18 protein-coding genes are annotated in these 14,924 nt (G+C 54.1%); 6 read left to right on the plus strand and 12 right to left on the minus strand.

Annotated features, from left to right (window positions below; translation table 11 throughout):
- Positions 1–17: 17 nt before the first annotated feature.
- The 6 genes from TW80_RS03215 to pyrC form a co-directional block, all read right to left on the minus strand.
- The gene (locus tag TW80_RS03215) at positions 18–458 is read right to left on the minus strand and encodes a paraquat-inducible protein A (RefSeq protein WP_157033199.1); all 441 of its coding nucleotides are present in this window, start codon (positions 456–458) and stop codon (positions 18–20) included.
- Positions 459–1,496 (minus strand): alanine racemase, encoded by a 1,038-nt coding sequence (gene alr / locus TW80_RS03220; RefSeq protein WP_045995899.1) that lies wholly within the window; start codon positions 1,494–1,496, stop codon positions 459–461. It lies immediately after the preceding gene.
- Positions 1,497–1,631: 135 nt separating this feature from the next.
- A complete protein-coding gene (locus tag TW80_RS03225) occupies positions 1,632–2,162 on the minus strand; it encodes a hypothetical protein (RefSeq protein ID WP_045995900.1) in 531 nt (176 codons plus the stop codon).
- A gap of 128 nt (positions 2,163–2,290) precedes the next feature.
- Positions 2,291–3,778 (minus strand): replicative DNA helicase, encoded by a 1,488-nt coding sequence (locus tag TW80_RS03230; protein ID WP_045995901.1) that lies wholly within the window; start codon positions 3,776–3,778, stop codon positions 2,291–2,293.
- A 191-nt stretch (positions 3,779–3,969) separates the two neighbouring features.
- A complete protein-coding gene (locus TW80_RS03235; RefSeq protein ID WP_045995902.1) occupies positions 3,970–4,638 on the minus strand; it encodes an orotate phosphoribosyltransferase in 669 nt (222 codons plus the stop codon).
- 42 nt (positions 4,639–4,680) lie between these two features.
- Positions 4,681–5,733 (minus strand): dihydroorotase, encoded by a 1,053-nt coding sequence (pyrC, locus tag TW80_RS03240; RefSeq protein ID WP_045995903.1) that lies wholly within the window; start codon positions 5,731–5,733, stop codon positions 4,681–4,683.
- A gap of 116 nt (positions 5,734–5,849) precedes the next feature.
- On the opposite strand from pyrC, the gene TW80_RS03245 reads away from it, so the two are divergent.
- Together TW80_RS03245 and TW80_RS03250 are read left to right on the plus strand one after the other, a co-directional pair.
- The gene (locus TW80_RS03245; protein ID WP_045995904.1) at positions 5,850–6,134 is read left to right on the plus strand and encodes a hypothetical protein; all 285 of its coding nucleotides are present in this window, start codon (positions 5,850–5,852) and stop codon (positions 6,132–6,134) included.
- A gap of 104 nt (positions 6,135–6,238) precedes the next feature.
- Positions 6,239–6,460 (plus strand): DUF1127 domain-containing protein, encoded by a 222-nt coding sequence (locus tag TW80_RS03250; RefSeq protein ID WP_045995905.1) that lies wholly within the window; start codon positions 6,239–6,241, stop codon positions 6,458–6,460.
- Here TW80_RS03250 and TW80_RS03255 read toward each other — a convergent pair.
- On the minus strand, positions 6,457–7,386 hold the full coding sequence (locus TW80_RS03255; protein WP_045995906.1) for a hypothetical protein: 930 nt from the start codon (positions 7,384–7,386) through the stop codon (positions 6,457–6,459). The two genes, TW80_RS03250 and TW80_RS03255, sit on opposite strands and share 4 nt — an antisense overlap.
- Positions 7,387–7,714: 328 nt before the next feature.
- On the opposite strand from TW80_RS03255, the gene TW80_RS03260 reads away from it, so the two are divergent.
- The 3 genes from TW80_RS03260 to TW80_RS03270 all read left to right on the plus strand — a co-directional run bounded on the left by TW80_RS03260 (position 7,715) and on the right by TW80_RS03270 (position 10,045).
- Positions 7,715–8,695: an XdhC family protein gene (locus TW80_RS03260; protein WP_045995907.1), complete on the plus strand. Its 981-nt coding sequence runs from the start codon at positions 7,715–7,717 to the stop codon at positions 8,693–8,695.
- A gap of 70 nt (positions 8,696–8,765) precedes the next feature.
- Positions 8,766–9,251: a (2Fe-2S)-binding protein gene (locus tag TW80_RS03265; RefSeq protein WP_045995908.1), complete on the plus strand. Its 486-nt coding sequence runs from the start codon at positions 8,766–8,768 to the stop codon at positions 9,249–9,251.
- A gap of 8 nt (positions 9,252–9,259) precedes the next feature.
- Positions 9,260–10,045, plus strand: a complete 786-nt coding sequence (locus TW80_RS03270; protein WP_045995909.1) for an FAD binding domain-containing protein — start codon at positions 9,260–9,262, stop codon at positions 10,043–10,045.
- Positions 10,046–10,101: 56 nt separating this feature from the next.
- Here the strand turns inward: TW80_RS03270 and infC are convergent, their stop codons facing one another.
- Positions 10,102–10,656 carry a translation initiation factor IF-3 gene (infC, locus tag TW80_RS03275; protein WP_342585897.1) on the minus strand — a complete coding sequence of 185 codons (555 nt, stop codon included), beginning with the start codon at positions 10,654–10,656 and terminating at the stop codon, positions 10,102–10,104.
- A gap of 182 nt (positions 10,657–10,838) precedes the next feature.
- Between infC and TW80_RS18260 the strand changes: the two genes are divergently transcribed.
- Positions 10,839–11,669: a hypothetical protein gene (locus TW80_RS18260; protein ID WP_045995911.1), complete on the plus strand. Its 831-nt coding sequence runs from the start codon at positions 10,839–10,841 to the stop codon at positions 11,667–11,669.
- A gap of 69 nt (positions 11,670–11,738) precedes the next feature.
- Here TW80_RS18260 and TW80_RS03285 read toward each other — a convergent pair whose 3' ends face one another.
- The 4 genes from TW80_RS03285 to TW80_RS03300 form a co-directional block, all read right to left on the minus strand.
- Positions 11,739–12,587: a ferredoxin--NADP reductase gene (locus TW80_RS03285; RefSeq protein ID WP_045995912.1), complete on the minus strand. Its 849-nt coding sequence runs from the start codon at positions 12,585–12,587 to the stop codon at positions 11,739–11,741.
- Between the two features lie 67 nt (positions 12,588–12,654).
- Positions 12,655–13,062 carry a DUF934 domain-containing protein gene (locus TW80_RS03290; protein WP_045995913.1) on the minus strand — a complete coding sequence of 136 codons (408 nt, stop codon included), beginning with the start codon at positions 13,060–13,062 and terminating at the stop codon, positions 12,655–12,657.
- Positions 13,059–13,238 (minus strand): hypothetical protein, encoded by a 180-nt coding sequence (locus tag TW80_RS03295; protein ID WP_045995914.1) that lies wholly within the window; start codon positions 13,236–13,238, stop codon positions 13,059–13,061. Before TW80_RS03295 ends, TW80_RS03290 begins: the two co-directional genes overlap by 4 nt.
- Entirely contained in the window at positions 13,228–14,901 is a 1,674-nt protein-coding gene (locus tag TW80_RS03300) for a nitrite/sulfite reductase (protein WP_045995915.1), read from the minus strand. The genes TW80_RS03295 and TW80_RS03300 overlap by 11 nt, the downstream gene beginning before the upstream one ends.
- Between the last annotated feature and the right edge of the window lie 23 nt (positions 14,902–14,924).

Below are 14,924 nucleotides of genomic sequence, written 5' to 3' on the forward strand. Positions count from 1 at the left end.
AGCAAGTGAAATGGCGTCTAGTGATCACGTTTCGCAGTCAGCGTTGAAATCACGATTGATGCGAGAATACATGCCGTAAACAGATATAGGCCCCAAGCGGTCTCAACTTTGCCAATACCCACCCCTTTGGCCAGCACGATATATAGCGCGATCAAAAAGACATCTGCCATCGCCAGTTTACCCAGCCATGCCAACACTGGCAGGACTTTGCGCCGCATCAAATTGAAATGGATCAAGGCGATGCCAATCGTTTTCAAATAGGGTGCGAAGAGTGCAAAGAACGTCACCAGCAGGGCGAGTGCGACGTCACTCTTCCACAGGGACTGCATACCAGAGATGACGCTGATCTCGCTAAGCCCAAACACAGGCAGCAAGCCCGCGCGCATCAACGGAGCAAACCAGGCAATCGGAAATAAGATGAGCAAGCTCAGATTCGCGATGCGGAGTATATTCAGCATCTATTTACCGTAGGTGCGGCGATTGTAGCGGGCGCCAAGTTGGGTCAGCACCTCATAGCCGATTGTCCCGGCCTTAGTGGCCAAGCTATCCAGCGTCTGCTGTGGCCCAATGAGCGTCAAACGCTCTGGATCCTCAGGCAGGTCGGTGACGTCAATTGTCAGCAAGTCCATAGAGACCCGTCCAACCAAGGGGCAGGGCGTATCACCGTGATACAAGGTGACTTTGTCAGACAAAACGCGGAAAATTCCGTCGGCGTAGCCACCAGACACCGTCGCGATCCGTGAAGGGCGTTCTGCCTGCCAGCTGTTGCCATAGCCGACAACTTCGCCTTCGGCGACGTCGCGAATTTGGATCACAGGCAATTCGATTTCGATTACGGGTGTCGCCTGCTCAAAAGGCAAGCCGCCGTATAGGCCAATACCGGGGCGGGTAAGGTCAAAGTGATACTCTGGCCCCAGCAATATTCCCCCAGTCGCCGCCAAAGACCGTGGCACGTTAATGCCGTCGGTCAGCTGTTTGAATACATTCAGTTGGTGCGGGTTCATCGGGTGATCCGGCTCGTCCGCGCAGGATAGATGGCTCATCACCAGTTTCGGACCTTGGGCCAAAACAAGGTCAGCGACGGCGCCCCATTCCTGTGGCTCCATGCCCAGACGGTTCATGCCCGTGTCAATCTGGATGCCAAACGGATGCTCTGGCAGGGTCTCAAAATGGCGGGTCATTTGCTCAACGGAGTTGAGCATTGGTGTCAGATTGAGTTCGCGAATAAGATCAGTATCGCCGTTCATGTGCCCTGAAAACACAGAGATTTCCGGCCCGTTCCCCAATGCTTCGCGCAGAATCACGGCTTCTTCGGCGACAGCGACAAAGAATTTGCGCGCACCTGCCTTGAACAGCGCTTTGGATACGTTCTCGGCACCGACGCCGTAAGCGTCCGCTTTGACAACCGCAGCTGTTTTACAATTGGTCATGCCGTCCAAAGCGCGCCAGTTGGCGACGACGGCGTCTAAGTCGATAGTTAGGCGTCCTGTACTCATACCGACCTTTTGGCAGGGGGCAGGCATTGCGGCAAGAGGTTTAAGCGCGTTGCAGGTGCGCGCCGGATCGAAACCGTGATATTGATGCAATGGTTGGTGCCTTCGGCGATATTCTGCCGAGGGTGGGTGCGGGCGCTATCCGCTGATATTCACGGCAGAGCCTTTGCGTTCGCTCACCTGCTCAAAGGTGATCCCTTTGGTTTCAAGTGCTTCGAAAACTTTGTTGGGGTTGATCCCGGACATCTGACCGTCAATGGCAATGTGATGGCGGTTTCGCAGGATGATGGACCATTCCTTTTTGGGATTACGCTTACTGTTTCTAAAGCGGGTGATTTTTAAACAGGTGCGGTCAATATCAGCGAGCGCAACTTGGAATGGCTTCATCTGCTCTGGAATGGGCGATTCCCATGACAACTGATCATCGGTGATGACAACGCGCCATGCTTTGCCGCTATTCACCACAGCGCGCACCTCGAGGATGACTGCAATCGCCATAAAGATGGAAACGACAAGGGCGACGGCTGAGGCGATCTTGACGATGATTTCGTCCGTGATCCCGCTCAAGAGGACATAGGCAAAGCATCCTCCGACAATGATCGCAACAACTAACAGCAGCGACTTTTCGAACGCGATTTGTCTGGCGGATTTTGTGAATTCAATTGCCATCTTATCTTTGCCTTTGGCCCCGGTGGCAGGGGAACGGCCCTGCCAGCATCAATAATCATTTGATTATTCAGCGAGACAGGGGGTGCAAAGGCAAGGTGACCTTAGGTCAGGAATTCCCCCTGCGCAGATTAATATTCATCTGCTGCATTGCTTTGCCATGGTTTGACCAAGTCGCCAAAACGCGTGAACTCGGCGGTAAAGGCCAGTTCGACCGTTCCAATCGGACCGTGACGTTGTTTGCCGACAATGACCTCTGCCTTACCGTGAAGGCTCGACATTTTCTCCTGCCAAGCGGCGATGGCTTCCATATTGGCGTCATCGGGCTTTTCACGCTCGGTGTAATATTCGCCACGGTAAACGAACATAACAACGTCGGCGTCCTGCTCGATTGAGCCTGATTCCCGCAGGTCGGACAGTTGCGGGCGTTTATCTTCGCGGCTTTCCACCTGACGCGATAGCTGGGACAAGGCGATGACCGGGATGTTTAGTTCTTTTGCGACGGCCTTTAGGCCCATGGAGATCTCACCGATCTCTTGGACCCGGTTTTCGGATGTCCCGCGTACCAGCTGCAAATAGTCGACGATGATCAGATCCAAGCCATGTGTCCGTTTGAGCCGTCGCGCCCGCGCGGCAAGCTGCGAAATCGGGATTGCCGCAGTATCGTCAATAAAGAGAGGACAGGATTCGAGGCTTTTGGCAGCATCAACGAAACGCCGGAACTCGCCTTCGGTCATGTCACCTTGACGAATTTTGTGCGATGAAATCTCGGATGCCTCCGCGAGGATACGACCGGCAAGTTGTTCGGCGCTCATCTCAAGCGAAAAGAATCCGACCACGCCGCCGTCAACGGCCCCTTCGGAGCCATCAGGCATTTTGCCACGCTGGTAAGCTTTGGCAACGTTGTAGGCAATGTTGGTGGCCAGCGATGTCTTACCCATCGACGGACGACCCGCGAGAATAAGAAGGTCAGATTTGTGAAGCCCGCCGAGCTTGCCATCCAAATCAACAAGGCCAGTCGATAGGCCAGCAAGCCCGCCCTCGCGTTGATAGGCGGTGTTGGCGACGTTTACGGCCTCGGTTACCGCGCGCAAGAAAGACTGGAAGCCGCTTTCAGACGTACCCTGTTCGGCAAGCGTATAGAGCGCCTGTTCGGCCTCGACGATCTGCTCTTTTGGTTCGGAATCGACCTCAACACGGGCAGCTTTATCCGAAATATCGCGGCCGACTTTGATCAATTCGCGGCGCACTGCCAGATCATAGATCATTTGGGCATAGTCGCGTGCGGCAAAGGCTGAAATCGCAGCGCCCGCCAAACGGGCAAGATAGGCCGGACCGCCAAGTTCTTTGAGGCCCTCATCATCTTCGAGAAACGCCTTGAGCGTTACAGGGCTGGCAAGCGCGTTTTTCGCGATACGCGCGGCCGCCGTTTCAAAGATACGTGCATGCACGGGATCATAAAAATGCTTGGGCCCAACGACTGAAGCAATACGATCAAAAATGTCGTTGTTCGTCAGGATCGCGCCCAGCAACTGCTGCTCGGCCTCGATCGAGTGGGGCATATGATTTGCCGCGGTTTCTTCGACTCCGGACGCATTAAATGTCGTAATTTCGTTCATTGTCGACTCTCAGCAATTCATCGTTGGGTTCTAACAGGGCACGCGCAAAGCTGGCCAGAGCCCATTCTGTGGATCAATGCGGATAACTTCCGCAAACGGTAGCAGTGTTCTGGGGGTTCTTCAATATTTTGAAGCGGGTCAGGCTGCGCACACAAAATATGCGATTAGTTATGCACAGCCTGTGGATAAGCTTAGGCGGGTTTCCACCCGGCTGGATCGCGCAGATATGCCTCGACCGTTTCCAGTGTTTCGGCATCAAATGCGTTGCGGGCTTTGGCTTCGGCCAAAACATCCCACCATGTGCACAGGCTGATCAACTGAACGCCATGATCGCCCAGCGTTTTTTCAACGCCTTCGAAAATACCGTAGTAAAAGATAACTGCCGTGGCATTACAGGTCGCGCCTGTGTCGCGGATCGCATCCACGAAGGAGAGTTTTGATCCGCCATCAGTGGTCAAGTCTTCGACCAGCAAAACGCGCTGGCCCTCGGTCATGACACCTTCGATGCGGGCGTTGCGGCCATATCCTTTGGGCTTTTTGCGGACATATGTCATCGGCAGGGCGAGGCGCTCTGCCACCATGGCGCTAAAAGGAATGCCAGCAGTTTCACCGCCCGCGATGTTGTCAAATGCTTCAAAGCCAGCTTCGCGCATGATTGTAACGGACAGGAAATCCATCAGGGTCGCGCGAATACGTGGAAACGAAATCAGCTTGCGGCAATCGACATAGGTCGGCGCCTGCTTGCCTGATGCATGTGTGAACGGTTCTTTGGCGTTAAAGTCGATCGCGCCGATTTCGATCAGCATACCAGCGGTCAGACGTGCGATTTCTTCTTTGGCGGGGAATGATGTGGGGATCATGGCAAGCACCTATTTGTCTTTGTTTTTGGCTGAGGCGGGTGTTTACGTTTCGACATGCCAGTGCAGGTCAAATCCGGGATCAAACACGGTGACCGGGCCGTCATCCGTCGGAATTTGGGTGGGGTAGGTCACTGGCTCACCTTTGCGCAGGGTGATCGTTTCGTCGCTTGGCGCTAACCCGTAAAAGCGCGGACCATTGAGCGAGGCAAAAGCTTCGAGCTTGCGCAGTTGACCTGCTGCTTCAAACACTTCGGCGAGGCAGGACATCGTATTCGGCGCGGTAAAGATTCCTGCGCACCCACAAGGTTGAAGCTTGTTTGGGTCGGTATGCGGCGCGCTATCAGTACCCAAGAAGAAACGCTGATCACCCGAAACGGCAGCCTGCACCAGTGCGACACGATGCGCCTCGCGCTTTGCGACAGGCAGGCAGTAGTAGTGAGGCTTGATCCCGCCAGCCAAGATATGATTGCGGTTGATAATCAAGTGGTGTGTCGTGATCGTCGCGGCAAGGTTCTTGTGATTGTCGCGCACATAATCGACGGCGTCTTCGGTGGTGACGTGTTCCATCACAACTTTTAGATCAGGGACTTTCTTGCGCAGGGGCTTGAGCACCTTGTCGATAAACACGGCCTCACGGTCGAAAATATCGATGCTGCTGTCAGTGACTTCGCCGTGCACACACAGCGGCATGCCGATTTCCGCCATTGTATCGAGAACAGGGCGCACCTTTTCAAAGTCACGTACACCTGAAGCAGAGTTCGTTGTCGCCCCAGCAGGATAGAGTTTTACCGCCGTCGCTATGCCGCTTTCATAGGCGGTACGCACATCGGCGGGGTCCGTGCTCTCTGTGAGATACAGCGTCATTAGCGGCTCAAACGTCATATCTGCGGGAAGGGCCGCAAGGATGCGGTCGCGATAGGCAGAGGCCTGTGCCGCCGTCACAACAGGGGGCACAAGGTTTGGCATAATGATCGCACGACCAAAGTGGCGGGCGGTTTCGGGTAGGACCGCACGCAGCATATTCCCGTCACGCAAGTGCAGGTGCCAGTCATCAGGGCGGCGGATCGTCAGTGAGGTAAGATCTTTGTCAGGCATGTTGCCGGGTTACACCGTTGCGCCAGCCAAGGCCATAGCTGTTGTGTTACCACTTGTAGTTTGCTTCTGACGCACTGATATAAGTTGTTAACAATTCGATAGAAATGGAGAGCTTCATGCTTGGTTTTATCATCGCTGGTGTCGCCGGTTTTTTGACGCCCCAAATTGAGACTCTGATCGCACCGCTTTTCAAGGGAATCAGTGAACACATTGCTATTGCAGATAACGAAAAACGGCTCGTTGCCTTTATCGTGGCGATGCTTGCGGCTGGGATTGCATCTGCGATCCTATATAGCGGCACGGCGTTTTGGATCGTGCTTGGCGGGACGTTGGGGTATTTTGCGACCCGTATCATCGAAGTTGCCAAGAAAATGATCGATCAGCGAAACGCCTCTGAATAGTGCTATGCGGCACGTGCAATGCGGCAATGCAGCATTGGCAGTTTTAGGTCAACATAAGTGACGTATATTAGGGGCATAGGAACCGCACCTAACAGGAGCTTACGATGGCCTTTTTTACTGATACCGTATCTGCACAACCCCAACCCGGCATTCTGTCCAAAATCGGGGCAACGATTGCATCAGCATTCAGCCGCATTATCGAAGCACAAGATCGTAGCGACGAAGTTCGCCGTTTGAACGACATGAGCGACGCGCAGCTTGCCGAACTAGGCATCAAGCGCAACGAAATCGTCCGTCACGTTTTCCGCGACGTTTACGGCATCTAATCTCGATCTGCCCGTTTCAGGTCCTTGAGGGCCGCTTTGTAAAACGGGTTCTTACTACGCTGAGCCTTGTATTCGCAGATAATGCGAGCAAGGCTCATGTGATTTGAGCGTACAAGATGCTCAATCAATCCAATGGCATAGGTGTCGTCGTAACGACGCGAGCGTAGAAGCTGCTGGAACCTATCATGGTTCAGCGACCCATCCATTGCCAGTTTGATCACAATATTCAGAATGCCCAGCCGATCAAAGGTTTGATCCAGATTGGTTCCCATCAGTGGACAGCGTACCATCGTGACATGGGGCTGTCGAAATAATGCCGCGTGCGCCGCGTCCAAATGATCTGTTGAATCATATGCGATAAATACTTGTTCGGCACCTTCGATCATCTCGGGCGCATATGCATACCGCCCCGAAAAATCCAAACTTCGGAATTTGCGATAGCGGGGGTCCCAGTTGGTCGTGGCGGCATCTAGTGTTGCTTGCGGGCGCAATGCAATAACGGTTGATCCCGGCGCTGCGACGGAAAACGCCGCTGCCGCGTAACCACCACCGTGCGCTCCGTAAAAAACGATCTTTTCAAAGTCTTCGAAAAATCCATCATCGACCAAACGATCAAAGAAATCGAAAACGGCAGGGTCGCGAAACCAACTCTCGCTGGATGAAAAGATCGCCAGATAAGACCACCCTTCGTGGCGGCTAAAGGTGAAACCGCGCGGCTCTGAACGTGCGTTTTGGGATTGTACTTTTTCGATATCCTCAAAGGTCACCAATAGGTTGTTTCCGGCCTCAAGGAAGCCGGCGAAATGATCACTACCCAATTGTTCAAAAAAGCCGTGGTCGTCACAGATGTCGTCGACTTCGCTCAGCCACGCGTTCTTTGAAAGTTTCGAGAGGTGGGTCTCGAATGACAGGTGTTTGTCGACCATTGGTTCGCCTTTGCGCCGTAAACCGGCATACTCGTCTAAATTTACGGGCGTAATAAGGCAGAACTATGCTGCGTGATCCATATCTATCTTAGTAATTTACAAAGGAATTCGGATTTTTACCCTCTGGTTGTATTTTGTTTTGATCCAATCAGGCGTAAATGACGTCTTTGGTTACGTGGTGCGAACGCGTTAACGATTTGGAAATAGTTAATGTCTGGCTATTACTTCCGGTTTGGCGCTGGGTGAATCACTCTTTCGCTGCAGGATCATCATGTGTCACAATCCGACCTTGGGTCTATCGGACTGCATCAAATCGGAGGCGTGAGTGATGACTGCGCAAATACGAAATCTCGTTGAATGTGCCTTGTCCTGGCATCGGCAGGGTCGGCAAGTTGCGATCGCCACGGTGGTCGAGACATGGGGATCAGCGCCGCGTCGACCGGGTAGTCAACTCGTGATTGATCAAGACGGCAGGATCGAGGGGTCAGTGTCTGGCGGATGCGTCGAGGCAGCAGTCATTATTGAGGCGATTGAAGCCATAGCAGAGGGCGCGCAGCGTTTGCTCGAATATGGGGTGTCTGATGGGGATGCCTTTGCCGTTGGGTTGGCTTGCGGCGGTACGATCAAAATCCTTGTCGAGCCAGTGGAAACGGTTCTGCCCATAGCTTTGCTCGAGCAATGGGTTGAAGCCGCTAATAACGCGCGGCCAATTGGATATGTGACGGATATTCAAGACGGCGGATCGTATTTGGTCGGTGCTGATGCATATCCCGCGCGGTTTCAATTAGATCAGTCGGGACTTGAGGAAGACGGCCGCACCTTTGTTGCGATCCACAACCCGCCCGTTCGGTTGATCATTGTCGGGGCTGTTCATATCGCACAACCTCTTGTCGCAATGGCACAGCACTGCGGATTTGCACCGACGGTGATTGATCCGCGTGCGGCCTTTGCCACTGCAGAGCGGTTTCCTGATATTCCCTTGTCACTTGATTGGCCGGATCAGGCACTGCGGGAATTGCGATTAGCTACGCGCTGTGCAGTTGTGACTTTGACCCACGATCCGAAAATTGATGATCCGGCGATCACCGCTGCATTAGATAGCCCTGCGTTCTATATCGGCTGTCTAGGGTCCAAGCGTACGCATGCAGGACGGGTGCAACGCCTTACAGAGGCAGGGTATTCTAAAGAAAATATCGCGCGAATCCATGGTCCCGTCGGACTTGATCTGGGTGGCAGGCAACCGCAAGAAATCGCGCTAAGCATTTTGGCGCAGGTGACGCAGGTTCTTCGAAAGGGGGCCGTTCGCTAAGATTTCTGTTCTCAATCAATCCCGTGCATGTTTAACTCTGGCTTGCGTCTGGGCAAATTCGGGGGAGCCAATGAAAACGATAAATATGATCGTGAATGGAAGACCAGTATCGCAGACGGTTGCGGACAATCGATTGTTGGTCGATTTCTTGCGTAGTGATCTTCAGCTAACCGGAACACACGTCGGCTGCGATACGTCGCAATGCGGTGCGTGTGTGGTGCATGTTGACGGCAAAGCCGTGAAATCCTGCACGATGTTCGCCGTAGAGGCCGATGGATCCGAAGTGACTTCGATCGAGGGGATCGCGGAACCTGACGGAACACTCAGCCCCGTGCAGCAAGCGTTTCAGGATTATCACGGGCTGCAATGTGGCTTTTGCACGCCGGGAATGGTGATGTCAGCGACGGCATTGCTTGCCGCACATCCAACCCCCAGCGAAACCGAGATACGTGAATATCTCGAAGGCAATATCTGTCGTTGCACAGGATATCACAACATTATCAAGGCGGTATTGGCTGCATCTGGCCAAGATGTGTCGGCGCTACCTGCGGAATAGAGGTCACTATGTACGCATTTGATATCGAGATGCCGACGCGCTTGGAGCAGGTGATAGAGGCACTGAAGGACGACGAAAATCAGGTGCTTGCTGGTGGGCAGACACTGATCCCAACGCTAAAGGCGCGGCTTGCTGTGCCCGGCAAACTGATCAGTCTGAGCCGGATAGAACAGCTCAAGCAGATTGCGATTGATGACAATTCTGTACGGATTGGCGCCTGCACCACGCATGCGTCAGTTGCGACTGGTGTGACTAATTTCCCGGCGCTCGCTGCGCTTGCGGGTCAAATTGGTGATCCGGCGGTACGAAACCGGGGCACAATTGGTGGATCCCTTGCCAACAACGACCCATCTGCGTGCTATCCGGCTGCTGCGCTGGCCTGTGGGGCGACAATCGTGACAGATCGGCGCGAGATTGATGCAGATAACTATTTCCAAGGGATGTTTGAAACCGCCCTCGAAGAGGGGGAGCTAATCACCGAACTGCGCTTTTCGGTGCCGTTACAGGCAAGCTATCAAAAATTTGCACAGCCCGCGTCACGGTTCGCTCTTGTTGGGGTATTTGTCGCCCGATACGCCGATGGTGTACGCGTGGCGGTGACTGGCGCATCCGAGGAAGGCGTTTTTCGTTGGGGTGAAGCAGAGCAGGCGCTTAATGGCGATTTTTCGGTTGCTTCGCTGGATGGCTTGTCGCTCTCGGCAGAGGGTATGCTCTCTGATGTGCACGGTTCCGCGGCCTATCGGGCTCATTTGGTCAAGGTAATGACTCAGCGCGCCGTTGCCGACATCACCTAATCCAAACAAAAAGCCCCGGTCGATGACCGGGGCTTAGTGAATTCTAACTGCCAATCTTATTTCGGCAGAGGACCGATCAGCATGACCATCTGGCGGCCTTCCATTTTTGGAAAGTTCTCAACTTTGCCAGCGTCTTTGGTGTCTTCTGCAACACGCTCTAGCAATTGACGGCCCAGCTCTTGGTGCGCCATTTCACGACCACGGAAACGCAGTGTGATTTTAACTTTGTCGCCATTGTCGAGGAATTTGAAAACATTCCGCATTTTGACTTCGTAGTCGTGGTTATCCGTGTTTGGACGGAACTTCACTTCTTTGATTTCAATGGTTTTTTGTTTCTTACGCGCCTCAGCTTCTTTTTTCTGAGTCTCGTATTTGAACTTGCCATAGTCCATGATCTTGCAAACGGGTGGCGTCGCGTTGGGAGAGATCTCAACCAGGTCCAGCCCAGCTTCGTCTGCCATCGCCAATGCACGCTGAGGCGAAACAACGCCTACGTTTTCACCTTCCGCACCGATGAGGCGGATTTCACTTGCGCGAATTCGGTCGTTGATCCGTGGCCCTGTGTCGCGTTGCGGTGGGGCGTTGTGGGGTCTGCGTCCTATGGTCTTTATCCTTAAATTGTTCCATTGAGGTGGTCTGTAAAGTAGACTGCTAAGCGGGTCTCTTCAACCCGCAAAACTGCGCTCAGGGGTCAGATTTTCCCCGTGTTTTCTACTTCACCTTGTTTCAGCCTTCTGACATATCCGCATTGAGGGCCGAAGCGCCTGACAAAAAGATCTGAAAGGATAAAACAATGAGAGCAATTGCCATTTTGGTTATTGTCGCCGTACTTGGTTTTTTTGGTTATCAATATACTGCCAAAGGCCGTGGACCAGCAGAAGCTGTCGGCGTTCTGACTGGTGCAACTGCTGCTGCTGAACAAGCCGCTGCAGAAGCTGCGGCAGCACAAGCAGCAGCCGAAGCTGCCGCTGCAGAGGCCGAGGCACAAGCCGCTGCCGAAGCAGAAGCCGCTGCCCAAGCCGCTGCCGAAGCAGAAGCCGCTGCCCAAGCTGCTGCAGAAGCAGAAGCTGCAGCACAAGCTGAGGCAGAAGCAGCCGCCGTCGCTGAAGCCGAAGCTCAAGCCGCGATTGAAGCTGCAGCAGCAGAGGCCGAAGCCGCTGCCGCCGCTGAACTGGATGCCGCGCGGGCCGCTGCCGAAGAAGAAGCCGCCGCAATTGCCGCCGCTGCCGAAGCTGAAGCACAAGCCGCTGAGGCGGCAGCGCAAGAAGCCGCAGCAGAGGCTGCCGCCGCTGCTGAAGCCGCAGAAGCTGAAGTTGCAGAAGAAGCGGCTGCTGTCGCAGAGGAAGCAACCGAAGCTGCCGAAGAGGTCGCTGAAGAAGCCGCCGCCGTGGCAGAAGAAGCCGCTGCTGAAGCTGACACTGCTGCGGATAGCGCCATGGGTGCCGTTGCTGAGCTGTTGACCACCGATGGTTTTGACTCAGACAAAGTGATGGAGCTTGTCGAGGGTTCTGATCTGTCTGTTCTGCAAAAGACCACAATCACTTCAGCACTGAACGCAGCGAAAGATAACCCAGAGCTGCTAGAAGCCGCATTGGAGCAGCTGAAAGGCATGCTGGGCATGTAAGCCCCTATACATAAAACAAAAAGGGCCGCATCATCACTGACGCGGCCCTTTTTTATTCTGTGGATTTACTTAGCCGACAAAGGCTTTTTCAATCACGAATTCACCTGGTTCAGAGTTCGCACCCTCTTTGAGACCAGCCTTTTCCAGCAGTTCTTTGATGTCGAGGTTAAAAGCCAACGAACCACAGACCATCGCGCGATCTGTTGCTGGATCAATTGCAGGAATCTCGAGATCGCTGAACAGTTCACCGTTTTCGATCAGCGTCGTGATGCGGCCCATTTTTGGGCTCTCTTCACGAGTGGTTGTTGGGTAGTATTTGATTTTCTTCCAGAAACCTTCGCCGATCACTTCGTTGAGCAGCTCATCCGTTTTCAGACCTTCGATCAGATCACGACCATAGGTCAGTTCGGCGACCTCACGGCAGGTATGGGTGATGATGATCTCATCGTAGTCTTCGTAGGTTTGCGGTTCACGCAGCAAGCTGGCGAAAGGTGCAAAACCTGTCCCGGTCGAGAAGAAATACAGGCGTTTGCCGGGCAAAAGCGCGTCGTGGACCAATGTGCCAACCGGCTTGGGGCGGAGGATGATCTGATCGCCCACTTTTACGTGCTGAAGCTTTGAAGTCAGCGGCCCGTCTTGGACTTTGATCGAATAGAACTCCATCTCTTCGTCCCAAGACGGGGATGCGATGGAATATGCGCGCAGCAAGGGGCGTTGTTTGCCAGTCTTGGGGTCAGGGTCGCCCATCAGGCCGATCATGACGAACTCGCCAGAACGGAACCGCAATGATGCAGGGCGCGTGACGCGGAAAGAGAACAGGCTATCGGTGTAGTGCTTAACTTCGGTAACAGTCTGCGCATCAGGCAAGACAGGTACGGCTTTGGCAGGTGTGTCAGTCACTGGTGTTTGCTCAGTCATAATGTGAATTGGCGGCCCGTTTGGCCGCCCTCCGGTCTAGTCGTTTATCTGGGTCAGGGAAGGGGGCTTATCCGCGCACCCGTGCTTGGTAGTCGTGGCTTTGCCATTTCGCACGGAAGAGCCATTGGTTTTCGGGCTGGCGGGCGGCTAGCGTTTCGTCGATTTCGACCTCGTCAAAACCGGACCGACGCGCCATGGCGTATTGGTCGGCAATCACGTGGCCTTTTGCGCGCAGACGTCCTTTGAAGCCTGCACGACGCAGCATCGCCGCAAGCGTAAAGCCACGGCCATCTGCGAATGAGGGAAAGTCGATACGGATCATTGGGGCGTTCGTCAGTTGCGCCAATGTCTCTGGTGCCGTGTCGGACGGCAGATCAATGCAATAGTCGCCAGTGGTTGGCGCGTCTTCGCGGGCAACAAAACCATTGGTCCAATCGTCGGTGCCAAACCCGCTATCTGTTACGATGACGCTCATGTTGCAATTCCTTTGGGTGCCTGTTTCGCCCAAGCGAAAGAGGGGCCGTTTACTGTTTCATTCATCTTATGTGCCCAAAGCGGCCGGTTTGTGACGGCTTTGGGTTGTGGTGCGATAAGGGTCGAATCTGCATGCCGTGCGTTGGGGCCTGCAAATCCGGCAGTCTTACGCTGCATTCGCTTTATCCTCGGCAGGGGGATAAAGGATTGCTTTAAAGGGTTCCATCCCCAGCCGACGGAAGGCTTGCAGGAATGTCTCGTCTTCGTTTTCACGTAGCTTCATGTAGCCAGTGATGAGCCGCTCAATCGCAGGGACGATATCGTCAGCACTAAAGCCGGGGCCAGCACGGGTGCCGATCGCTGTCGTTTCGGTGCCGTCACCACCAAGCGTGATTTGGTAGTTTTCAACGCCTGCGCGATCCAATCCCAGAATGCCGATATGCCCAACGTGGTGGTGTCCACATGCGTTGATGCAGCCCGAGATTTTGATCTTAAGCTCGCCGATCTCATGTTCGATCTTGAGCTCTTCGAAACGGGTCGCGATTTCTTGGGCGATTGGGATCGAACGCGCTGTTGCCAAGGCACAGTAATCCATACCGGGGCAGGCGATGATGTCACTGACCAAGCCGATGTTGGCTGTCGCCAAATCTGCCTCGCGTAGTGCTGCATAGACAGCAGGCAGGTCGGCCTTGTGCACATGTGGCAAGATCACGTTTTGCTCGTGACTGATGCGCAATTCGCCGTGGCCGTATTGTTCTGCGATATCCGCCATCGCTCGCATCTGATCCGAAGTCGCATCACCCGGTGTTTGACCGTGTTTTTTGACGCTGATGGATACGATTGCATAACCCGGCGCCTTATGTGCCGACAGGTTTGTGTCAGACCATGATTTGAATGCGGGATTGGCAAGGCGCGCGGCCTCATATGCATCAACTGATTTTTCAACATAGGCAGGCGGCGCGAATGCTGCTTCGATGGATGTCAGCAGTTCCTGATCAAAACCGGTAAAGCCCTGACGGATCGCCTCAAAACGTTCTTCGACAAGCTGTTGCATTGTCTCGAGGCCGTTCTCGTGGACCGTAATTTTGATCCGCGCTTTGTATTTGTTGTCGCGGCGACCCAGAAGGTTATAAACGCTGACGATAGCCTCGCAATACGGCAGCAGGTCTTCTTTGGGTAGGAAATCACGGATGACCTTGCCGACCATTGGTGTCCGGCCCAAACCACCGCCAACGATGATCTCGTAGCCTGCGACGCCATCGGCATTGCGCACCATGCGGACGCCAATGTCGTGGGCGCGTGTCACGGCGCGATCATGCTCTGAACCGCTGACTGCGATCTTGAACTTACGTGGCAGGAATTGGAACTCTGGGTGATCTGTCGACCACTGGCGCAACAATTCTGCAACCGGACGTGGGTCTTCGATTTCATCGGCAGAAGCGCCCGCGAAATGGTCAGCCGTCACGTTACGGATCGTGTTTCCCGAAGTTTGCAGCGCGTGCATTCCAACGTCAGCCAAAGCCTCGAGAATGTCAGGCACATCGCCAAGTTTCGGCCAGTTGTATTGGATGTTTTGGCGCGTGGTAAAGTGGCCATAGCCCTTGTCCCAGCGATCAGCGATATAGGCCAGCTGGCGCATCTGCGACGGGTTCAGCGTACCATAAGGCACCGCGACGCGCAGCATGTAGGCGTGCAACTGCAGATACAGCCCGTTCATCAACCGTAGTGGCTTGAACTCGTCTTCGGTTAGCGATCCGTCGATACGGCGCTCTACTTGACCGCGGAACTGTGCGACACGCTCGCGGACAAATGCTTCGTCAAAATCGTTGTATACGTACATCTGGTCTTTTCCTTCGCGTTACA

The organism is Loktanella sp. S4079, from assembly GCF_000967725.1.
Classification (GTDB): Bacteria; Pseudomonadota; Alphaproteobacteria; order Rhodobacterales; family Rhodobacteraceae; genus Yoonia.